At 64.3% G+C, this 20364-nt stretch carries 18 protein-coding genes; 12 read left to right on the top strand and 6 right to left on the bottom strand.

Features of this window, described 5'->3' with window-relative positions; translation table 11 throughout:
* Nucleotides 1-59: 59 nt before the first annotated feature.
* Entirely contained in the window at nt 60-1613 is a 1554-nt protein-coding gene (locus VSR72_RS02055; protein ID WP_342950734.1) for a phospholipase D family protein, read from the top strand.
* Nucleotides 1614-1644: 31 nt separating this feature from the next.
* On the opposite strand, the gene VSR72_RS02050 is transcribed toward VSR72_RS02055, so the two are convergent.
* Nucleotides 1645-3105, bottom strand: a complete 1461-nt coding sequence (locus VSR72_RS02050; protein ID WP_342950733.1) for a mechanosensitive ion channel family protein — start codon at nt 3103-3105, stop codon at nt 1645-1647.
* A 626-nt stretch (nt 3106-3731) separates the two neighbouring features.
* On the opposite strand from VSR72_RS02050, the gene VSR72_RS02045 reads away from it, so the two are divergent.
* The 5 genes from VSR72_RS02045 (at nt 3732) to VSR72_RS02025 (ending at nt 7013) form a co-directional block, all read left to right on the top strand.
* The gene (locus VSR72_RS02045) at nt 3732-5138 is read left to right on the top strand and encodes an FAD-binding oxidoreductase (protein WP_342950732.1); all 1407 of its coding nucleotides are present in this window, start codon (nt 3732-3734) and stop codon (nt 5136-5138) included.
* Between the two features lie 34 nt (nt 5139-5172).
* On the top strand, nt 5173-5466 hold the full coding sequence (locus VSR72_RS02040) for a GYD domain-containing protein (protein ID WP_342950731.1): 294 nt from the start codon (nt 5173-5175) through the stop codon (nt 5464-5466).
* Nucleotides 5467-5762: 296 nt separating this feature from the next.
* Nucleotides 5763-6107 (top strand): hypothetical protein, encoded by a 345-nt coding sequence (locus tag VSR72_RS02035; protein ID WP_321915242.1) that lies wholly within the window; start codon nt 5763-5765, stop codon nt 6105-6107.
* Between the two features lie 4 nt (nt 6108-6111).
* A complete protein-coding gene (locus VSR72_RS02030; RefSeq protein ID WP_342950730.1) occupies nt 6112-6459 on the top strand; it encodes a hypothetical protein in 348 nt (115 codons plus the stop codon).
* A 122-nt stretch (nt 6460-6581) separates the two neighbouring features.
* Complete coding sequence (locus VSR72_RS02025; RefSeq protein WP_342950999.1) at nt 6582-7013, top strand: lytic transglycosylase domain-containing protein; 432 nt, start codon at nt 6582-6584, stop codon at nt 7011-7013.
* Nucleotides 7014-7063: 50 nt separating this feature from the next.
* Here VSR72_RS02025 and VSR72_RS02020 read toward each other — a convergent pair whose 3' ends face one another.
* Complete coding sequence (locus VSR72_RS02020; RefSeq protein ID WP_342950729.1) at nt 7064-8035, bottom strand: DUF6492 family protein; 972 nt, start codon at nt 8033-8035, stop codon at nt 7064-7066.
* A gap of 19 nt (nt 8036-8054) precedes the next feature.
* On the bottom strand, nt 8055-10052 hold the full coding sequence (locus tag VSR72_RS02015) for a hypothetical protein (RefSeq protein WP_342950728.1): 1998 nt from the start codon (nt 10050-10052) through the stop codon (nt 8055-8057).
* Nucleotides 10053-10437: 385 nt separating this feature from the next.
* Here VSR72_RS02015 and VSR72_RS02010 point away from each other — a divergent pair, with 385 nt between their 5' ends.
* The 6 genes from VSR72_RS02010 (at nt 10438) to VSR72_RS01985 (ending at nt 17856) form a co-directional block, all read left to right on the top strand.
* A complete protein-coding gene (locus VSR72_RS02010; protein ID WP_342950727.1) occupies nt 10438-11121 on the top strand; it encodes a polysaccharide biosynthesis/export family protein in 684 nt (227 codons plus the stop codon).
* A 73-nt stretch (nt 11122-11194) separates the two neighbouring features.
* The gene (locus VSR72_RS02005; RefSeq protein ID WP_342950726.1) at nt 11195-12490 is read left to right on the top strand and encodes a hypothetical protein; all 1296 of its coding nucleotides are present in this window, start codon (nt 11195-11197) and stop codon (nt 12488-12490) included.
* Entirely contained in the window at nt 12477-14177 is a 1701-nt protein-coding gene (locus tag VSR72_RS02000; RefSeq protein ID WP_342950725.1) for a glycoside hydrolase family 44 protein, read from the top strand. The genes VSR72_RS02005 and VSR72_RS02000 overlap by 14 nt, the downstream gene beginning before the upstream one ends.
* Complete coding sequence (locus tag VSR72_RS01995) at nt 14170-15546, top strand: oligosaccharide flippase family protein (RefSeq protein WP_342950724.1); 1377 nt, start codon at nt 14170-14172, stop codon at nt 15544-15546. The genes VSR72_RS02000 and VSR72_RS01995 overlap by 8 nt, the downstream gene beginning before the upstream one ends.
* Before the next feature lie 331 nt (nt 15547-15877).
* Entirely contained in the window at nt 15878-16018 is a 141-nt protein-coding gene (locus tag VSR72_RS01990; protein WP_342950723.1) for a hypothetical protein, read from the top strand.
* 32 nt (nt 16019-16050) lie between these two features.
* Complete coding sequence (locus VSR72_RS01985) at nt 16051-17856, top strand: FAD-binding oxidoreductase (protein ID WP_342950722.1); 1806 nt, start codon at nt 16051-16053, stop codon at nt 17854-17856.
* A gap of 76 nt (nt 17857-17932) precedes the next feature.
* Here VSR72_RS01985 and VSR72_RS01980 read toward each other — a convergent pair whose 3' ends face one another.
* The 3 genes from VSR72_RS01980 to VSR72_RS01970 all read right to left on the bottom strand — a co-directional run bounded on the left by VSR72_RS01980 (nt 17933) and on the right by VSR72_RS01970 (nt 20364).
* The gene (locus tag VSR72_RS01980) at nt 17933-18181 is read right to left on the bottom strand and encodes a hypothetical protein (RefSeq protein ID WP_342950721.1); all 249 of its coding nucleotides are present in this window, start codon (nt 18179-18181) and stop codon (nt 17933-17935) included.
* 60 nt (nt 18182-18241) lie between these two features.
* The gene (locus VSR72_RS01975) at nt 18242-18658 is read right to left on the bottom strand and encodes a PilZ domain-containing protein (protein ID WP_342950720.1); all 417 of its coding nucleotides are present in this window, start codon (nt 18656-18658) and stop codon (nt 18242-18244) included.
* 194 nt (nt 18659-18852) lie between these two features.
* Nucleotides 18853-20364, bottom strand: a complete 1512-nt coding sequence (locus VSR72_RS01970) for an efflux transporter outer membrane subunit (protein ID WP_342950719.1) — start codon at nt 20362-20364, stop codon at nt 18853-18855.

The raw sequence follows: 20364 nt of genomic DNA, 5'->3' as shown, positions 1-20364 counted from the left end.
CCGCCGATGCACGCGAAAAGCGGCACTTGCCCGGACGGATGCTCCAGCGAGGTGTGAACATGACAAAGCTTCAGCGTCTCATCGTAATCGTTGCTGCCTGTGTTTTGAGCGCATGCGCGAATCTGCCGCCGCAGACCAACCGGACGCAGACATTTGCGCTTCAAAACACGGAGTCCACGCCGCTCGGCACGCTCTTCGCACCCGAGGAGCCGAGCCATCCCGGCGAAAGCGCTTTTCACCTGCTGCCGGACCCAACCGACGCGATGGTGGCCCGCGTCGTGCTCACCGAAAAGGCGGCGCGCTCGCTCGATCTGCAGTACTACATCTGGCACGACGACCTGACCGGCCGCGAACTGGCGGCGGCGGTGCTCAAGGCAGCGGACCGCGGAGTGCGTGTTCGTGTTCTCCTCGACGACCTTGGCACGAATGCGGACGACCAGGTGCTGCTCACGCTCAGCTCGCACCCGAATGTGCAGATCCGGCTATTCAATCCAGTTGCGGGCCGCCACTTCAAGGCACTTTCATCCGCGCTGGAATTCTCGCGGGTCGACCGGCGCATGCACAACAAGGCGCTGATTGCCGACAACGAGGCCGCTATTCTCGGTGGCCGCAATATCGGCGATGAATACTTCGGCGCGTCGAGAGTCGTCGCCTTCGGCGATCTGGATGTCCTGGTGCACGGCCCCATCGTCGGCAAGGTCTCTACCGTCTTCGACGCGTTCTGGAATTCCGAATCGAGCTATTCGATCGAACAACTGATGGGTCATGCGGCGGATCCTTCCGCATTGGCCAGCTACCGCGCGAAGCTGGACGAGTACATCCAATCGGAGCACGACTCGCCCTATGTCGTGCAAGCCAGACAACGGCTGGCCAAGGCCCTCGAGGCGGGCGACACAAGCTTTTCATGGGGAAAGGCCACGCTCCTGTACGACGACCCGTCCAAGATCTCTCGCGACCCGGCCGACCCGGAAGGCCACCTCATGACGCGCTTCGCCGCGCTGAACCTCAAACCCGCGCATGAGATGCTCATCATCTCGCCATATTTCGTGCCGGGGAAAGCGGGCGTGGCGTGGATTAGCGATTTGACTGCACACGGAGTCACCGTCACGGTGTTGACCAACTCGCTGGCCGCAACCGACGTCGTCGCCGTGAATGCCGGATATGACCGCTATCGCGAGGCGCTCCTCGCGGCTGGCGTGCGACTCTATGAACTGAAGCCGGTCAGTACGTCCGGTGTTAAAGCGCAACGAAAGTTTTTCGGTTCCTCGCGGGCCTCGTTGCATGCGAAGACGTACGTGTTCGACCGGCAAAGCATCTTCATTGGCTCGATGAATCTCGACCCTCGCTCGAGCAAACTCAATACGGAAATTGGCGTGCTGTGCGACAGTCCGGCGATTGCCGGCCAGGTGATCGACGACGTCGAGCCGCAACTGGACAAGATTGCCTGGCGAGTCGAGCAACGCACGGATGCAAACGGCAAGACCCGCATCGTCTGGATCGACACCGCCGCGGACGCAACGGTGACCGAATATGATTCGGAGCCCGATGCATCTTTCATGCGGCGTACAAGCGTCTGGTTCCTCGGCCTGCTGCCTATCGAGTCCGAGCTGTAACCGGCCGGGCGCGCGCAGCGAAAACGCCCATTCACGAATCGTGCAGCGAATGGATATTGCGCACCTTGCCGAAGAGCCACTCGAAGAGCGAATGACCTTGCTCCTCTTCAGCGGGGAGCGCGGTCGTCAACTTGGCGATCTTGTCTTGCCGGTACGCCAATAACTGGCACAGTTGCTTCGCGACTTCCGGGTGCTCTTTCAGGAACGCGGTCATGTCGTCCTTGCCGATCTCGAACAGGACCGATGGCGTAAGCGAGGTAATGCACACGTGCATGGGCAGGCCCGCCAGCAGGCCCGCCTCCCCAAATGCCTCACCGGGGCCAATGCGCGCGAGCTCGCGCTCACCCGACGACTCACGGAAAGTCACCGACAGCACGCCCGCATAAATAATGGCGAGACTGTCCGGCACGGTGTCCGGGGCGAGTATCTGTTGATTGGCCTGGTACTCGTGGCGCGAAAGACGCTTCGCGAGTTGTCTCACCTCTTCCGCACTCAAGCTTTCGAACAACGACACGCGCTTGAGCAAGCCTTCCTTCGCGTCGTGCGCCTCCATGATCGGCGCCGGCACGCCCAGCGCACGCAACGATACCCCGGAGGCAGCAAGGTGGCGGTAGCACAGGTCGAACAGTTCGTTGGAGGTCGCCCTCTTTTTGCCCATATCGTCGACGAAACCGACCACTTCGTAATGGATCGAGTTCAGCGTTGCGCGCTGCATGCGGGCATAGGGCGCAGGCGTCTTGAGGATGGCGTTGCTTCCGGTCAGCGCGCGTTCCAGCGCGTCGATCACGGTCTTCGGCCGTGCTTCGGGGTCGATCTCGAGCACGAGCGACAGGCCGTGCACATCTGCCGGCCTGCTGTTGTTCGAGATTTTCGCCTTGGATGTAAAAGCGTTCGGGACGATGAGCGTATTGCCCTGGCCGGTCAGCAAATGCGTGGCGCGCCAGTTCATTTCGACGACCTTGCCTTCCACATCGTCGATCACGACCCAGTCGCCTACGGTGTACGGCTCCGTGGCGTTGAGCACGATTCCGGCGAATACGTCGCTGAGCGTGCTCTGGATCGCGAGACCAAGCACGATAGCCAGTGCGCCTGACGTTGCGACGAGGCCCCGCACCGGCAGTTCGAGCACGAAGCCAAGCGCCGCAACGACCGCGGCGAGGAAGACGACGGCGCCGAAGACGTCCGAGAAGAGCCGCTGCTTTCGCCAGGCGCGAGGCAGCAGCAACGAGTCGAGCGACAGGGTAAACAGCCGCGCCGCCATGAGCCACCAGACGATTTCCAGAACCTGGGCCAACCAGTGGAGTTCGGGCGCGTCGCGGTACGGCGCCTGCCCGAACGGATTCATGCCCGATGAAAACAGGACCCAGCTCAACGCCGCAAAGAGCGCCAGCCGGATGAAGAGCCTGATCAGATCCTGTGGAGGAATCCGCGCACGCCACACGACGACATCGACGATCACGATACTCAAACCAACGATTAGCGGGTATTTCACGGGCGGCTCCCGGCTGGAAAGGCCTTACGCTGATGTCGGGACTGCGCGACGCGGCTCATTCTGCCACGGACGAACGTGCCGGGGCGATCGGGTGGCAATTTGAAGTCTGAGGGCGCCTGGGGCTCCGCCGAGATTCGGGCGCCGGATGCGCGTGGGGTGTGAGGCGGTATGTTCGCGTGCGTTGTGTGGGCAGGCACACGCATGCAGCCCGTGCGGGCGTGAAAATTATAGAATCCATGCATTGTGCTTGCTAAACTATTAAAGCGCGAATCCAAACGCGACAATAATCTGAATTAATTGCACGCGATTTTATTTATCAAGCTGCGTAATTTAGGTTAGCTAATGAATCGGCGAGGCTCGGTGGCCGCCTGGGTAGCAGCCCGGCGAAGTCACCACGCGCTCGCCGCCCGGTCCCTCGCGGTCCGGCCAGAGGCTGCCCCCGCGGCCCTTTGCGAAAGCCCTTCCTTCCCGCTTTCCCGACCGGACGCACGCCGCCTTGCGCGCGTGCTTAAGCCGCATTTGATTCGACAATTGAAGCGGTCGCCCGCAGTTCCGTTCAGTCCATGAAAACGCACGTCCTGTGATGTGCGCGCGTTTGTCCGATCCGATGAATTGAGAGGTGTGCCATGTCAAGCCTGTCGAACGAATCCGTCGCCACACTGAAAAGCGCGCTGCGAGGCGTTGCGTTGCAACCCGGCGACGCGGATTACGAAGCGGCCCGGCAAATCTGGAACGCGATGATCGACCGCCGCCCCGCGCTGATCGTGCGCTGCCGGGGCTGCGCAGACGTGCGCCAGGCCGTGGCGCTCGCGCGTGAATCGGGGCTGCCGCTCGCCGTGCGTGGCGGCGGCCACAATATTGCGGGCAGCGCGCTGTGCGACGGCGGCATCGTGATCGATCTCTCGCTGATGAAGTCGGTCAGAGTCGAGCCCGCCACGCGCCGCGCCTATGTGGAGCCAGGCGCTACGCTCGGCGACTTCGACCATGAAGCGCAGGCGTTCGGCCTCGCCACGCCGCTCGGCATCAACTCGACTACGGGCGTGGCGGGCCTCACGCTGGGCGGCGGCTTCGGCTGGCTGAGCCGGCGCTTCGGCATGTCGGTGGACAATCTGGTCTCAGCCGACGTCGTGACGGCCGACGGCAATCTGCTGCGCGCGAACGCCGAAGAAAACACCGACCTGTTCTGGGCGATTCGCGGCGGCGGCGGCAACTTCGGCGTGGTCACGATGTTCGAGTTCGCGCTTCACCCCCTCGGCCCGCAAATCTACGGCGGGCTGGTCGTGCTGCCGTTCGACGCCGCGAAAGAAGCGCTCACCAAGTATCGCGAGGCCGCCGCGACGATGCCCGAAGACCTGACTGTCTGGAGCGTATCGCGTCTCGCGCCGCCGCTACCCTTCCTGCCGCCCGAGGTGCACGGCAAGCCGGTCATCGTGTTCGCCATCTGCTATTCGGGGCCGCTGGAAAACGGGCCGGGCGCGGTGGAGGTGGTGCGGGGCTTCGGCAAGCCTTGTGGCGAACATCTCGGCCCGATGCCCTATGCCGCGTGGCAGCAGGCATTCGATCCGCTCCTCACGCCGGGCGAGCGCAACTACTGGAAATCGCACAATCTCGACGCGTTGCCCGACGGTCTCATCGACACGCTGACCGACGCCATCGCCACGCTGCCCTCGCCCCAGTGCGAAATATTCTTCGGGCAGATCGGCGGCGCGACGTTGCGCTTCGCGCCCGATGCGATGGCCTACGCGAACCGCGACGCGCTCTACGTCATGAACGTGCACGGCCGCTGGACCGACCCCGCCGACGACGAACGCTGCATTGCCTGGGCGCGCGACTTTTTCGAAGCTTCCGCGCCGTATGCGCTCGGCAGCGTCTACGTGAACTTCCTCACCGACGACGAACGCGCGCGCGTGGAGGCGGCCTATGGTCCGAACATGGAGCGTCTCGTCGCCGTCAAGACGCGTTATGACCCAAACAATCTTTTCCGCCATAACCAGAACATCCGGCCCGAAGGGTCGGCCGAGGGGAGTTCGTAATCCGCGTTTCGATCTCATCGTAAGGGGAATCGTCATGTCGACCTATGTGGTGCTTGCGCAGTTCACCGACCAGGGCATTCGCGCTGTGAAAAACAGCGCGCAACGGGCCGGTCAGGCAGCGGAACTCGCCAAGACTTTCGGCTGTGAAATGAAGCAGATCTACTGGACGCTCGGGAAATACGACATCGTCACGGTCATCGAAGCGCCCGACGAGGAAAGCTTCATGGCGTTCGGCCTCGCGCTCGGGTCGCTCGGCAATATCCGCACGCAAACGCTGCGCGCGATGAACAAGGATGAGTTCACCGCGGTTCTCGGCAAGCTCAACTGATGAGAGACGGCGCACGGCACCTGGCCCGGTGCCGCGCCGCCCCATCATTCTTCATACTTTTCAGGCGCATGCGTCCGGCATTTCCGGACCGACTGGGGGAGGCAGTTCTCTGCCCGAAGTCTGCGTCGCGCGCGAGCGACCTTCCGGGAAGCGCGACTCCGCGAGCGAAGTCTTTCTTTTTGGCAAACGTTTGCTGTCCGGGTATCAAGTCGGCGCGTGCCAGGCCGAAAACGCGTACATCGCCACGAATTTTTGGAGACCCGGCCGTGACGCGCGTTTTGCTTTTACTTGCCGTAATGGTTATGACAGGCTGCGCGCAACTGCAGCCGCCCGCCACGGCACAAACCGGGAAACCCGCGGTGTCGAACGTCATCATGAAGTTCGACATTCCCGCCGATGCGCTCGGCGCGCACGACCCGCAACTGAGCGCGGTGCTCGCCAAGGCGGGCGCGCTCGCCGCCGCGCAGAAGCAGCCCACCGTGATCCGCGTGACGGCCCTCGGCCAGGACCTCAAGTACATCAATCAGGCCATCTGGCGCGGCGTGCCCGCGCAAGGGCCCAAGCCCACGCTCGAAAACCTCACGGCCGGTGCGAACCAGACATACAGCGTCTCGATCGAGCCGTTGCATGCGGGGAGCTGACTCGATGCGTCCGATCGTTTTCGCCGCCGCACTCTGCCTGAGTAGCGCCGCCTGGGCGGGCCAGCCTGCCGCCAGCGCGCCGGCCGCCGGGGGCGCCACCACCGTCGCTGCCGTCGCCGTGCCCGCGGCCGACAAGGTTTATCCGCCGCTGCCCTCGCTCGCCATGCTGCCGCCCACCGCCGGCGACGACGACGAGCTTCCCGCCGCACCGCGCTCGTCCTCGCACAAGAAGAAGCTGCGCCAGCGCGATTGCCACTGCGCCATGCCCGCGCCGCGCCTCGTTGTCTCCGAGACTTCGCGCGCTTACCTCAAGGACATCGAGCAGCAACTCGATTCCGCTCTCGCGCAGTGACGTTGCGCAGTCTCCGCCGCGGTCAACCCCGCAGTCAACCCAACCGGGAGCTTCGACCCATGCAGCAGCAGACCAACGCCCTGTGCCTGCGATCGCGAGTCCGCCGCGTGTGGATCACGCTAATGAGCCTCGCGGCGCTCGGCGCAACGGCCGCGCACGCCGCGCCGCCCGCCGAAGAATGCTTCGAAAAGGCCGGCGCCTACCAGGGCGTGAATCCGCTGGTTCTGCGCGCCGTCGCATGGCGTGAATCGAAAGGCGACGCGGCGGCCATCAATCACAACGCGAACGGCTCGATCGACGTCGGGCAAGCGCAGATCAACTCGATTCACTTTTCGGAGCTTTCGCGCGAGGGCATTCCGCACGGCGCCCTCACGGACCCGTGCGTGAATATTTTCGTGGCCGCCTGGCTGCTCAAGCAAAAGATGGTGCGATACGGCAACACGTGGCGCGCCATCGGCGCGTACCACTCGGAGTCGCCGCACGAGCGCGATGCCTATGCGCGCAGCATTCAGGCCATTCTCGTGAGCTGGGGCCAGTTGCAGCCGGGGCGATGAACGAAGCGCGGAAGCGTCGTTTCAGATTCGTTGCAGGCGCAACGGCCCGATTAACCGCGCAGTCTGTTCAACAGCTTGAGTCCGCGCCGCGCAACCGCCGAATACAGTTCGGCGCCCTTTAGCGCAGGGTCGACATGGCGCTCGTAAGGCTGCAGCGTGATGGGGAAATACGGCGAAAGCATTTCCACCACACGCTGCGGCGAAATATGCGTGTTGCTCTGAACCACGGCAAACATGCCGTCGCTTTCCGGCGCGAGATGCCGCGCCTCGTTCCAGCCTTCCATCTTGTCGGCGAACCACACGCTTTCGTCAGCATGCAGCGCGCGCTGGCCGGGTTTCGGCCCAGTGTGGTACTGCTCCAGCAGCCCTTCGTTCTCGGCGTTGAGCCAGTAAAGCGTGTACTCGGTCCAGTCGAGCGCGTAATTGGCGAGCAACACGCGCCGCCAGTCGGTGCCGTGCAGCTTCGCCAGCCGCTGTTGCAGGCTCACGCACAGCGTGCGCGACAAGATGGCCGGCGTCCACCAGATGCCGTCGCGCGTGAGTTGCGGATCGATCTGCAGCAGCTTCGCCGAAGCCTCCCAGTAGTACGGCTCCACCGTGCGCGGCTGAACGTGCGTCAGCGCCTTTCCGTCGAGAATCAGCGTGTCCGCGCTGAACCGATGCGTGGCGAAACAGTCGGGATCGAGCACGAGGAAATACTCGGTTTCGATCCACTCGGGCGCATTGAGCTTGATGATCTGCTGCCGGTGCCAGTTGCGGATCTGGTGGCGCTGCGAGAACTCCGCAAAAATGCCCATGTACAGCGATTCGTCGACCACTTCGATGGGGAAATCGGACCACGCTTTCGCGTAGCCTTTGACCTCTTCGAGTTCGTCGTGCGGCACCACGATCACGAAACGGTGAAACGTTTTGGGCGTCGTGAAATGGCGCAGCGACGAGAAGAGAATGTCGCAGCGGCCGATGTTGTCGGCGTAGTGCCGCCCCCGCGTCTTGATCGGCAGAATCGCGCTGATCTGGTGCATGGCAGTCAGGCCCCGAATGTTAGAAGAATCGATAAATGAAGTTCGGGATGTAGCCGCGCCGATGCGTCAGCGCAATGCCGATCAGCCTGCCGCCCGCGTCGAGCAGTTGAGCCTTCAGGCCCAGCACCACCGGCTTGCGTGAAACCTCGGCGCGCACCGCCATGACCGTGGCGTCCGCCAGCGCCGCGTTTTCGATGCCGGCGAAGGACTGGCTAGCGGGCGGCGCATGCACGACGATGTAGTCGTGCGCCTCGCGCAGCGCGTCGAACAGGGTCGTGGTCTGCTGCCATGAAGTCGGGAACGTGCCGCTTTCCGGCCGCGCGACGACGATGTTGTGCCGCTCGACGCTCTCGAACACGAGGCCGCTCGAAGCCGCGATATCGGTGGGCGCCGCGCTCGCCGCACGGCTTTGCCCGTTATGCCCCGACCACGTCAGCAAGCCCTGCGCGTTCGGCGGGCCATAGAGCGGCGCGTCGGCGCCGGAAGCCATGTCGAGAATGAGGACGGGCTTGGTCGTGCGGTGCTCCAGTTCGACGGCAAGCCCGCGAATCACCGAGAGCAGCCCGTCGTTCTTGCCGAACGAGAGCGCCATGATCACCTTGGCGGGCGAATCCGCGCTCGCGTTGATGGCCGCGATCATGCGGCCATACGCCAGGTGAGCGGGCCGGCTGGCCGCTTTGGCGGGATTGGCCGCGTCGGCGGACGCGGCGCCGGGCCGGCGCGCGCCGCCGCCGAGCATGACGGGCGCGTTCAGCACCGGCAGCATCAGCGAGCGCTCGGCCTGCTCCGGGCTCAGGAAGGTCTCGCGCAGGCTCGCCATGACGAGCACGACGAGCGCCGCGATCAACAGGCCCGCCGCCACGCTCGCGGCAATGATGAGGCTCGCCGAAACGCTGCGCTGCGACGGCGGGAACGGCGCCTGGATCACGCGCACGTTCGTGCTGTTCACCTGGCTCACCTGCCCCTGCTGGATCTTGGCGAGCTCGACCTGGCGCGAACGGTCCTTGAAGCTGTCGGCCAGAATGTCGCGCGTTGCCTGCAACTGACGCATCTGGCTGGAGATGTCGCTCAAGCCCCTGAGCTTCGCGCGCGTGTCCTTGATCTGCCCTTCGAGCGCCTGCTGGCGCGCGGTTTCGCCCGCGATGCTCGCGTTCAGCGCGGCAAGCCGCCCTTGCACCACGTCGTAGTAGTCGTTGTGGCCGAAGCGTGTAGCCGTGGCCATTTGCTCCTTGCGCTTCGCGATGCTCGCGTGCATGTCGGCGATCTGCTGATCGAGCTGCTGCACGAACGGCGAGCTGTCCATATAGCGCGAGGCGAAATCGGCTCGGCGCGCTTCGAGCTGCATCAGCGAGAGCTGCATCGTGTCGAGCGCGTGAGCGGCTTCGGAGTCGTCGGTGAAGATCGGAATCGTCGCCTTCACGCCCTTCGAAGACGTCTGCTCCGATTTCAGCTCGCCGTGATGCTGCGCGAGCGACGTGTCGTTCTCGAGCTTTTGCTGGACCAACTGACTCTCGAGCAGCACGGCGCGCGAAGTCTGGTCGTCGATATTGACGATGCCGTGCGTTTTCTGGAACGCGAGCAGATCGGCATCGGCTTTTTTCAGCTGCCTTGCGACTTCGTCGCGCTGGCCGGTCAGGAAATCGACGCGGCCCGAGGTGAAAATCGTCGCGCGCCGGCGGAAATACGTGTCGAGCAGACGCGAAAGCGCGTTTGCCGCTTCCTTGGGATCGGCGTCGTAGTACGTGAGGTTGATGGTGCTCGCGAGATCGTTTTGCTCGATATGCAGCCGATGCTCGAATTCCTGCAACTGGCTGTCGATCTCGTGTTCACTCGCGTTCGGCCCGAGCTTCGAAATCACGACGTCGCGGTGAAGCTCCGGGCTGCCGAGAATCTGCGCTTCGACGCCATCGAGCTGGCCGATGGCCGGCTGCAACGCTGCGCCGCCGTTCGGGTTATTCGACTGGTCGTAATATCCTGCAAGGAGTACGAGCAGCGTGGATTGCGCCCGGTAAGGCATGGGCACAAAGAGCGCCACCGCAAGGCCAATGGCCACAACGGAAAGAAATACCGCTGTTGCGAGCTTGCGATAATAAAAGAAGGTGTTGAGATAATCCCGGACCGTCAGTTCGACAACAGCCGCCTTCCGTTCAGGCCTTGTTCTAGTAGTAATAACCATACAGTTGCGGTTCCGGACCAACAGTGAAGATTCGACGGCGCATATAATACGTAAGAAAACATCCAGGAATGTCGCGTCAATCGGACATTTTTGGAAAATTCGCGAGTTCCACCCTTCATTAACGGCAACTCCTGCCGTTACTTGATAAGAGATCAAGGAACCGCCAGCCACTGCTTCGCCCACGCGCCCGATGAACATATTCCGACCAGCCTGCGTTATCGGGCTGATGACGCTTACCGCCTGCACCCAGACCTGGGTGGAGCCGCAATACCAGCAGCGCACGCACTTCGCGGCGTGGTCGGAAGCCACGCCCGGCGTCTATCGCATCGAACCCGGCGACGACCTTTCGGTCGTCATGCCCTTCAATGCCGAGCTGAACTTTCGCGGTTCGGTCGCGCCGGACGGCGGCCTGACCATGCCGTTCGCGGGCACGATTGCCGCGGCGGGCCTCACGGTCGCCCAGCTCGCGGACGCCATCAACAAGGCGCTCGCCACCAACGGCGTGGCGAAGAACGCCCATGCCTCGGTCGCCATCTTGCAGTCGGCGGCCAAGGTCTATGTGGCGGGCCAGGTCGCGCGGCCCGGAGAAATCGCGCTGCACACAGGCATGAGCGTGCTGCAGGCCATTTCCGCCGCGCAGGGCTTGCTCGACACGGCGCGCACCAACGAAGTCGTGCTGATCCGCCGCACCCCCGATGGCCGCCCGATGCTGCGCACGATCGATATCGACGCGCTCACGCATCGCGGCGACCCGACGCAGGACGTCATTCTGCAGGCCACCGACACGATCTTCGTGCCGAAGTCCTCGATCGCCGAAGTCGACCAGTGGGTCGACCAGTACATCGACAAGGTCATTCCGTTCCAGCGGGGCTTCGACTACACGATCTCGAACAACCCCACGACTTACTAAGCCTGCTCAGCGAGCCCGTAACGCCCAGCGGATTTCAACGACCGGCGAACGAACCGCTCGCGAACCCCATACGATGGAAACCGCCACCACACCCCCCGGGCTTGCCCCAGTCTTTTCGAGCGAGCCCGCCAGGTGGCGGGTCACGTGGTGGCTGCTCGCACTCTTGCCGCTCTTTGGCCAGACGTTCCACTACCTGAGCACGCTCGTGCCGCTCTGGGCGCTCTCGAAAGCGCTGCCGGTCATTTCGCTGCCAGGCGTGCTGCGTCTGGGCGGCGAACGGCGTTTTCCCATGACGCGGCAAATCCTCATCAGCTTCGCGTGGCTCCTGCTGGTGCCGAGCTTCGCCGCCGTGTTCTATTTCCACGAGAGTTTTTTCACGAGCATCACGGCGCAGGTGAAGCTGCTGCCTGTCCTGTACTTCTTCTCGTTCCTCGCGCTCCTCCTCACGCTCAAGCCCACGCTCGGCGAGCTCGAGCGCGGCTTCGTGGTGCTGGGCGTCGTCATTCTCGCGGTGCTGATCGTGCTCTGGGCCGTGGTGCCGTCCGACTGGTACCAGGAATCGTATGTGATCGGCCAGTCACCGTTTTTCAGCAGCGACAACCGCGGCCATCGCATCCGCATGTCGATGTATTTCCCGCTCATCCTGCTGTTCTTCTGCTACCGGCGAGCCTTCTTCGAAAAGCATGCGGGCCATCTGTTCGGCGCGCTCGTCGCGTTCGCTGTCACGCTTTTGATCGTCAAGACGCGCGCCATGGTCATCGGCGTCATCAGCGTGCTCGTCATCAACACCTTCGCGTGGTCGCGCATGCGCACGCGCATTCTGTTGCTGCTCGCCGCGCCCGTCGCGCTCGTCGCCATGTTTTCGGCGGGCTACCTCGCCACGACGTTCAGCACCGACGCGAGCACGGGTTTCGACACGCGCCGCATCACCATCCTGCTCGCCACGAAGTTCCTCGGCAGCGAACCGATGCGCTGGCTCTTCGGCGTGGGCACGATCAGCTCGACCAGCAAGGACAACCTGATCGACTACTTTCACCACTTCTTTTTCCTCGCCGACATTACGTGGCTTGGCATCGTGTTCGAGTACGGCCTGATCGGCGCGCTCATCATCCTGTTCTTCCAGCTGCGCGGCATCGTGTTCTACCGGCGCCTGCGCAAGAAGGTCGACGACGATTTTCTCGGCGCGCTGTTCGACTATCTCGTCTACATCCTGCTCATTTCGTTTTTCTACCCGCCTACGCTCACACCGGGCGAAACCTCGGTCATTCTCGCGATCTTCGCGTACGTCTGGCGCGTGGGCGAGCTGGACAGCGAACGCGACGATCTCGCCGACCATGCCGATTTGCGGGTTCACCATGCCTCGCCCTGATCGCATCAAGCGGCGCATCAAGCGCATCGTCAAACGCCCGAACCTGCACACGCTGCTGATCGGCGCGCTGCTCATGTCGGGCGCGGCGGCCTGCACGGACGCCACTTCGGGCACGCCCTTGCCCGTGGCCATCTCGGTGGATGCCGCGGCCGGCCGGCATCCCATCAGCCCGCTGATTTACGGCATCAACTTCGGCACGACCGCCGTCCTGCAAGACCTGCGCGCGCCGGTCAACCGCTCGGGCGGCAACAGCGCCTCGGCCTACAACTGGCGCATCGATGCGCGCAACGCGGGCAAGGACTGGTATTTCGAAAGCCTCGCCGTCAATCCCGCCGATATCAACGACCAGTTCGGCGAGCGCTTCGTCGCGCTCACCCAGGCGGCGGGCGCCACGCCCATCGTGACCATTCCGATGCTCGGCCGCGTGGCGAAACTCGGGCCGGCGCGCGAGACGCTCGCGAGCTTCTCGATCGCCAAATACGGCCCGCAGCCGAATCACGACGTGGACGGGCACGCCGACGCCGGCAATGGCGTGGCGGCCGGCGGCAAGTCGATCGACGGCAACGACGCGAACGACGCCTCGACGCCCGACGACCCGCAAAACGAGCAAGCGCGCGTGGCGGATCTGGTCAGGCAGTTCGGCGGCGCGAGCGCGGGCGGCGTGCGCTACTACGCGCTCGACAACGAGCCGAGCCTTTGGCAGCTCATTCACCGCGACGTGCATCCCGCGGGCGCGCATGCGAGCGAAATCGCCAGCAAGGTGATCGCCTTTTCGCGCGCCGTGAAAGCGGCGGACCCGCACGCGCAGATCGTCGCGCCGGAAGAATGGGGCTGGCAGGGCTACTTCTACAGCGGCTTCGACCAGCAGTACGCAGCGGACCACGGCCTCGATCACACACCCGACCGCACAGTCGAAACGCAAGGCATGCCCTACGTGCCCTGGTTGCTCGCGCAGTGGAAAGCGGCGGGCCATCCGGTGGACGTGTTCAGCCTGCACTTCTACCCGCAGGGCGGCGAATATGCCGAAGCGGGCGTGACGAACTCGCAGGCCGTCGCGCTCATGCGCAACCGCTCCACGCGCGACCTGTGGGACCCGAACTACAAGGATCCCACGTGGATCAACAACGTCGTGGCGCTGATCCCGCTGATGCGCCGTTGGGTCGATACGTACTACTATCCAGGCACGCCCATCGGCATCACGGAATACAACTGGGGCGGCGACACGCTGATGAACGGCGCGACGGCCCAGGCCGACGTGCTCGGCATTTTCGGCCGCGAGGGGCTCGATCTCGCCACACGCTGGGGCACGCTCGATCCTTCGATGCCGGTGTACAAGGCGTTCAAGCTCTACCGCAACTACGACGGCAACGGCGCGGCGTTCGGCGCGATCAGCGTAGCCGCGAACACGCCCGACCCGGACACGGTTTCCGCGTTCGCCGCCTTGCGCGAGCGTGACCACGCGCTCACGCTCGTGGTCATCAACAAGCAGTTGGACCGCCCCGCCGACGCCGCCGTCTCGCTCGACCATTTCGCGGCGAACGGTGTGACCGAAACCTGGCGGCTCGCAAACAACCAGCTCTTTCGCATGCCCGACGCGCGCTACCAAGACGGTACGCTGCGCGTGAGCCTGCCCGCGCAGAGCGTGACGCTGTTTGTGCTGCGCGGCGCGCAGGCGCAGCATGAGTGAAGCCAGCGGAACGCCCGCGCGCCAGAACGGCGGCTCGATGATCCGAGGCTCGCTCGTGAGCCTCGGCGTTCGCCTGCTCGACCTTCCCAGCCGCTACGGTTTCCATCTGCTGATCGCGGCCATGCTCGGCGTGGTGCAGACAGGCGACTTCTATATCGTGTTCAGCACGATGGTGGCGCTCGCGGGCTTCGGCCGCCTCGGCATCGATCAGGCGCTGACGCGGAAAATCGCAATGGACATCGCAGCAGGTGAGGCGCGCGCGGTGCGCCCTGCCATCCGCCGCGCTCTGTGGCTGGTGCTGCTCGCCTCCACAGCCATTTCGCTCGCGCTCGGCGGCCTCGCTTTCGCCTTCGCGCACGACGTGCTGAAGAAACCCGAACTCGCCTGGCCGCTCGCGCTCGGCGCGCTTTCGTTCATCCCGCAGAATCTCGGCGCGGCCATGGCGGGGGCGCTCGCGGGACTCCAGCGCGTGGGCTACAGCCAGATGATCTACTCGTGGCTCTGGCCCGCCATTTTCTGCGCCGTCGCCATCCCGCTCGGGCTGACGCACGGCATGAGCGTCGCGAGCACGCTCATGCTGGTCGCCGCCAGCTTCACGCTCACGGCGCTTGCGGGGGCCTTTCTGCTCAAGCGCTTTCTGCGCGGCGTGCCCGCCAGCGCCCAGCCGCCAGCCGAGCCGCCCCGCTTCCTCAAGGCCGGTTTGCCGCTTTTCACGCTCGAATTCACCAAGCTCCTGATCACCTCGGCGCCCGCCATCGTGCTCGGCATCGTCGCCTCTTCGCGCGAAACCGGGCTCTTTGCGCTGGCGTGGCGTCTCGCGCTCGTCATCAATCTGTTGATCAGCGGCGTGACCGGCATGGCCGCGCCGAAGTTCGCGAGCCTCTTTGCGCGCAACGACCGGCACGGGCTCGATAAAAGCGCGGCCCAGGCGGCAGGTCTCGTGCTGTGCCTCGCGTTGCCCGCAGCACTCGGCATGCTGCTCTTTCCCGAACACCTGCTGCGCCTGTTCGGACCGGGATTCGGCGGCGGCGCTGCCGCGCTGCGCGTGCTCGCGCTCGGCCAGATCGCGGCGGCATGCTTTACCGCCATGCCCGAGCTGCTGGGCATGACGGCGCACACTTCCGTGCTGTACCGAATCAACCTCTACTCGGTTGCCGTGCTGCTCGTTGGTCTCGCCGTGCTCGCGCCGATTGGCGGCAGCGTCGGTGCCGCGGCGGCGGCATCGCTGGCCATTGCCGTAAACGGCGCGTTCGCGGCGTGGGCGGCGCATCGGCTCCTGGGCGTGTTGCCGCTTGCGTTGCTTGCGCGATGGGTGCTCGGGCGTGTGCCTCGACGCGTTGCGCCGCAAGACGGGAAACACGACGCGTAGATCGCCGGGATCTCGACGGCACCGGCTCCAACTGTTTGCCCGCGCAACGACTTATCGTTGCGAAGCGAATAAGCCCAGGCGGCACGGCAATTGCGGAATTCATGGACGGATCCACGACGAAGCACAGGGCGACAGCGACGCGCAAGAACCGCGCCTCGACACGCGAGATGCTGCGCCCCATGGGGCGCGCAGCATTGCTGATATCATGAAAACAGCCCTTGCCCCCGTTTCGCATGGAGACCGGGTCGCAAGGAATCGCGGACGCCGGAGGCGCAGGCACCCCATGTCGTCAACCGAGGACCGTTTCCCGGACACGCAACGACTGCCAGGCATGAGCGGCTACGAACTTGCCCAAACACTGCGCGCGATGCCTCATCTCGCAGGTCTTCGCCTCGTCGCCATCACGGAGTATGGCCAGACGGAAGACTTCCAGCGCCCGCTGTCAGCGCTGCATCGTAATTTGGATTGCTAAACGTCTCATCCATCGCGAGGAGAAGAAGCGTCATGAAACGACGATGCGTGCTAAAGGGGGTTGTCGCCCTGCCGTGCCTCGCCAGCGCCTCCGCCTTCGCCGACTCGCTGCCGGTTTTGGCTCACGCGGCTCGCGCGGGCCGCGTGCGTCCGGGCGACCCTGCCTGGCCGAAAGCGCCGCTATGGGCGGCGTTGAGCGAAGCGGTCGGCGGGAATCTGCTGCAGCCCACGACGATCTGGCAGACCTGCGAGCAAGCGCCCCACGCACCTAGTTGCCTCGCGAGACTCAACGAAGCGCGCAACCCGTTCGCACTCGGCGACGATCCTGGCGCCACGCAGGTTTCCGGCTGGCTCGACGCATGGACGGCAAAGGCGAGTGCCTACGCAGTCGCTGCCCACTCTACCGCGGACGTCGTTGCCGGCGTCAATTTCGCGCGCCAACATAATTTGCGCCTGGTGGTGAAAGGCGGCGGCCACAGCTACCTTGGCGGATCGAATGCGCCGGACTCTCTTCTGATCTGGACGCGCGGGATGAACCGCATCGAACTCCATGACGCGTTCGTTCCAGCCGGCTGCTCGACGCCACCCACGCCGGCCGTGACGGTGGAAGCGGGTTGCATGTGGATCGACGCCTACACCGCCGTCACGACGCAGGCGGGACGCTACGTTCAGGGTGGCGGATGCACGACCGTTGGCGTGGCCGGCCTCGTTCTGGGCGGCGGCTTCGGGTCCTGGTCGAAGCGTTTTGGCCTTGCGGCCGCGAGTCTGCTCCAGGCAGAGATCGTCACCGCCGACGGCGTTGTCCGCACGGCCAACGAAGGTCAGGATGCCGATCTATTCTGGGCGCTCAAAGGGGGTGGCGGCGGCAGCTTCGGCGTGGTGACCCGGCTCACCTTGCGCACGCACGACCTGCCCGAAAACTTCGGCTGGGCCAGATTAAAAATCAAGGCGTCGTCGCCTGAGGCTTACCGGCGGCTGGCTGCGCGACTGGTCGATCACTATGCGAAACATCTGTTCAACCCTCAGTGGGGCGAGCGGTTCATCTTTCGCAGCGACGAGATCGAGGTCGCGATGGTGTGCCAGGGCCTTGACGACCATCAGGCAAAGTCCGTCTGGGCGCCGCTCATCGATTGGGTACGCGCCTCGCCGAAGGACTTCAGCTTCACCGAGGCACCTCGCGTCGGCGCCGGTTCGTCGCGGCGCTGGTGGGACGTCGATACCAACCCTGGACTCGTAGCCGACCCGCGCGCAGGCGCCACGCACAATCACGGCTGGTGGCAAGGCGATGGCGAACAGGCCTCCGCCTTTCTTCACGCATACGACTCGCAATGGCTGCCCGCGACGCTTCTCGAACCGGCGCAGCGCGGCCGGCTTGTCGATGCTTTGGTCGCGGCGGCCCAATATCAGGCTGTCGAGTTGCATTTCAACAAAGGGCTCGCGGGCACACCGCCCGAGGTGAACGAAGCAGCGCGCCAGTGCGCCACGAATCCGAAAGTCGCCGACGCCTTCGGCCTCGTGATCGTCGCCACCGGCGGCCCACCGCCGTTTCCGGGCCTGCCCATCGCCCCGCCTGACATGGCGCAGGCGCATCGCAACGCCAGGAATGTGGCCTCGGCAGCGGCCACGCTCAAGACGTTATCGCCGCAAAGCGGCTCTTATGTTTCCGAGACCGATTTTTTTCGCGGCGATTGGCGCGAAGCGTTCTGGGGCGTCAACTATGCGCGGCTGAAAGCGATCAAGGACCGCTACGATCCAGCAGGCTTATTTTTTGTGCATCACGGCGTTGGCAGCGAGGACTGGAGTCCCGACGGCTTTACGCCCGCACGGGCAACTACTTAGAACCGCTGAATAATCATCCGATTTCTGCGGCTCCTCGCGCGGCAGAGCGCGTCCCTTATTCCCTCGCATCGCCCCATCACACCCCGGCGCCGTGCCGATCGCCGTCACCGTCCTTTTCATGTTCGCGCATATCGAGCGCGAGCACGCGCCCGACATCGCGCACAAAGGCTTCCATGATCGCAAGACATTCCGGGCTGCCTGGGACACAGTCTTCAGGATTTTTCTTTCCCTGCGCCCGTCTGATCGCGCGAATGCTGGCCTCCAGCGCGCGCGCTTCTGCCCAGATCGGATCGTCTTTGGGGGGGTGGGGTTGTTCGTGCGCCATGGATGGATTTTCGGCGCACGGCTCCCAAACTTTAGCGACTGAGCATGACTCGTCGACCGGTCAAGGCGCGGCCTTCGCGATCAGGTCCTGCAGGCGAGCCATCGAGCGCCGATCCAGCGGATGCATCTCGCAACCCACACGGCTCCATCCTCGTTCCTGATCCTCGGCGATCCACCGAACATCGAGCGCGACGGCGAGGACGATCTCGTCTTCGTCGTCGATCGGCGCCGACTGCAGCCATCCCGAGACCGTCTCTCCCCGGAAAAGCAAACCGCTGCGCGCATGCAGGAGCGCCCCGCGCGAGCTAAGGTCCGCGACCTGTGCGAGCGCCCTGCCGTCCTTGTTCAGAAGCAGCGGGGCGAACAATAGCGGCGTACGGACCTCCCGACGCATATCCAGTCCACTTTGCATACGCATGACACCTGTTTTCAGCTTTTCATTTTTATTGAGTGCCGGGATTCTAACGTGACTGCGCACAATTAAGCGCCTGAACAATCTGGCTGCCCGCCTTGCGCCCTGAATCCACTCTGGCGAAATAGCGATTGCCCGCCCTCAAGTTGCCCGGATCTTTGTCGATATCAAGCGCATTCGTGTCGACCGCCTCAAGATCGACCGCGAATTCGTGCGCGAGATCGGTCAGGACACGGAAACGGAAGCGATCGCGCTCGCCGTCATTGCGGGACCTGCGCAACGGGTTGAGGCGCAGCGGGCTGCGCCGGCTGCGCTCCGCTCGCTGGCTGCGCTCCGCTTGCCGGTACGGGCATGCTCATCTGCTCGGCCTGAACGACCCAGCCGCCGCCCATCGCCATGTAGAGATTGACGAGATTCGTCAGCGTCGCGGCCCGGGTCTGCGTTTGCTGCAGTTCCGCGTTGAACAGATTGCGCTCGGCATCGAGCACTTCCAGGTAGCTCGTATAGCCGCCCTCGTAGCGCAGCCGCGCAAGCCGCAGATACTTGCGCAGGTAATCGACCTGCTGGTTTTGAATCTCGAACTGCTCGCGTGACTTTTGCACTGAGATCAGCGCGTCGTTGACCTGCTGGAACGCCACCTTGATCGCATTTTCGTAGGCGAACAGCGCTTCCTGCTGGCGCGCCTCGGCCTGCTTGTTCTGGCCGTAGATATTGCCGCCGGTGAAGATCGGCATCACTGCCGAGCCGGCAAACGTCCAGACCCGCGCCGGTCCCGTGAAAAGATTGGAGAACTGCGTGCTCACCGAGCCGAAGAGCCCCGTGAGCGAGATCTGCGGGAAATACAGCGCGCGCGCCGCGCCAATCAGCGCATTTTGCGCGACCAGATTCTGCTCGGCTTGCAGCAGGTCGGGCCGGCGTTCGAGCACGTCCGACGGCACGCCCGCAGGCACCGCGGGCGTCGAGAGATCCACCAGTGCGCGCCCGCGCAGGATCGGCTCCGGGTTGCTGCCGAGCAGCACCGAGAGCGCGTCTTCCTGCTGCACGATCTGCTGCTCGAATTGCGGAATGGTCGCCTTCGTCGCCGCATAGTCGGACTGGCTCTGGGCAAGCTCCATATCCGAGGTCTGTCCGAACTGCTGGCGCAGCGTGAACACGTGCACGGAATCGGCCCGGCTCGCCGTGGTGCTCTGGGCGATTTCGAGCTGCGCGTCGAGGCTGCGCAGCGTGATATAGGACGTCGCGACCGATGCGACGAGCGTCAGGATCGTCGCGCGGCGGCTCTGTTCGGCCACGTTCACGTTGGCGCGCGCGGCCTCGGTTTCGCGCCGCACCTGGCCGAACAAGTCGATGGTCCAGAACGCCGACACGCTCGCCTGGTACTCGTTGAAGACCGGCGACACGCCGGCCGGTATCGGCGTCGGCCCGTTCTGCGTCGCGCGCTCGCGCGCCGCGCTGAAACCGGCGCTCGCCTGCGGGAACAGTGCCGAGCGCGTGCTCACGAACTGGCCCATGAACTCGTCGACGCGCGCGGCCGCCTGCTTCACGTTGAGGTTGTTCTCGAGCGCGGTCTTCACCAGGTCGTTGAGCACCGGGTCGTCGAACTGCTCCCACCACGTGGTGTTGGCGACGTCGGCCACGTCCGGGTACGCAAAGCGGTACGTTGCCGGTACGTCCACTTTCGGCCGCTCGTAGTTGGGGCCGAGCAGACACCCGTTCAGCAACCCTATGAGCAGGACGGGCGCGGCCACGCGCGCGAAGGCTGCGGCGCGCAT

Source organism: Paraburkholderia sp. JHI869 (assembly GCF_038900775.1).
Taxonomy (GTDB): Bacteria; Pseudomonadota; Gammaproteobacteria; order Burkholderiales; family Burkholderiaceae; genus Paraburkholderia.
Note: the sequence above shows the minus strand (reverse complement) of the source record. Positions and strands in the feature narration are given on the sequence as shown.

Excerpts from the sequence above, each read along its gene's own strand:
- VSR72_RS02055 (WP_342950734.1), top strand. The coding sequence starts at position 60 with ATGACAAAGCTTCAGCGTCTCATCGTAATCGTTGCTGCCTGTGTTTTG.
- VSR72_RS02045 (WP_342950732.1), top strand. The coding sequence starts at position 3,732 with ATGTCAAGCCTGTCGAACGAATCCGTCGCCACACTGAAAAGCGCGCTG.
- VSR72_RS02040 (WP_342950731.1), top strand. The coding sequence starts at position 5,173 with ATGTCGACCTATGTGGTGCTTGCGCAGTTCACCGACCAGGGCATTCGC.
- VSR72_RS02035 (WP_321915242.1), top strand. The coding sequence starts at position 5,763 with ATGGTTATGACAGGCTGCGCGCAACTGCAGCCGCCCGCCACGGCACAA.
- VSR72_RS02030 (WP_342950730.1), top strand. The coding sequence starts at position 6,112 with ATGCGTCCGATCGTTTTCGCCGCCGCACTCTGCCTGAGTAGCGCCGCC.
- VSR72_RS02025 (WP_342950999.1), top strand. The coding sequence starts at position 6,582 with ATGAGCCTCGCGGCGCTCGGCGCAACGGCCGCGCACGCCGCGCCGCCC.
- VSR72_RS02020 (WP_342950729.1), bottom strand. The coding sequence starts at position 8,035 with ATGCACCAGATCAGCGCGATTCTGCCGATCAAGACGCGGGGGCGGCAC.
- VSR72_RS02015 (WP_342950728.1), bottom strand. The coding sequence starts at position 10,052 with ATGCCTTACCGGGCGCAATCCACGCTGCTCGTACTCCTTGCAGGATAT.
- VSR72_RS02010 (WP_342950727.1), top strand. The coding sequence starts at position 10,438 with ATGACGCTTACCGCCTGCACCCAGACCTGGGTGGAGCCGCAATACCAG.
- VSR72_RS02005 (WP_342950726.1), top strand. The coding sequence starts at position 11,195 with ATGGAAACCGCCACCACACCCCCCGGGCTTGCCCCAGTCTTTTCGAGC.
- VSR72_RS02000 (WP_342950725.1), top strand. The coding sequence starts at position 12,477 with ATGCCTCGCCCTGATCGCATCAAGCGGCGCATCAAGCGCATCGTCAAA.
- VSR72_RS01995 (WP_342950724.1), top strand. The coding sequence starts at position 14,170 with ATGAGTGAAGCCAGCGGAACGCCCGCGCGCCAGAACGGCGGCTCGATG.
- VSR72_RS01990 (WP_342950723.1), top strand. The coding sequence starts at position 15,878 with ATGAGCGGCTACGAACTTGCCCAAACACTGCGCGCGATGCCTCATCTC.
- VSR72_RS01985 (WP_342950722.1), top strand. The coding sequence starts at position 16,051 with ATGAAACGACGATGCGTGCTAAAGGGGGTTGTCGCCCTGCCGTGCCTC.
- VSR72_RS01980 (WP_342950721.1), bottom strand. The coding sequence starts at position 18,181 with ATGGCGCACGAACAACCCCACCCCCCCAAAGACGATCCGATCTGGGCA.
- VSR72_RS01970 (WP_342950719.1), bottom strand. The coding sequence starts at position 20,364 with ATGCGCGCCGCAGCCTTCGCGCGCGTGGCCGCGCCCGTCCTGCTCATA.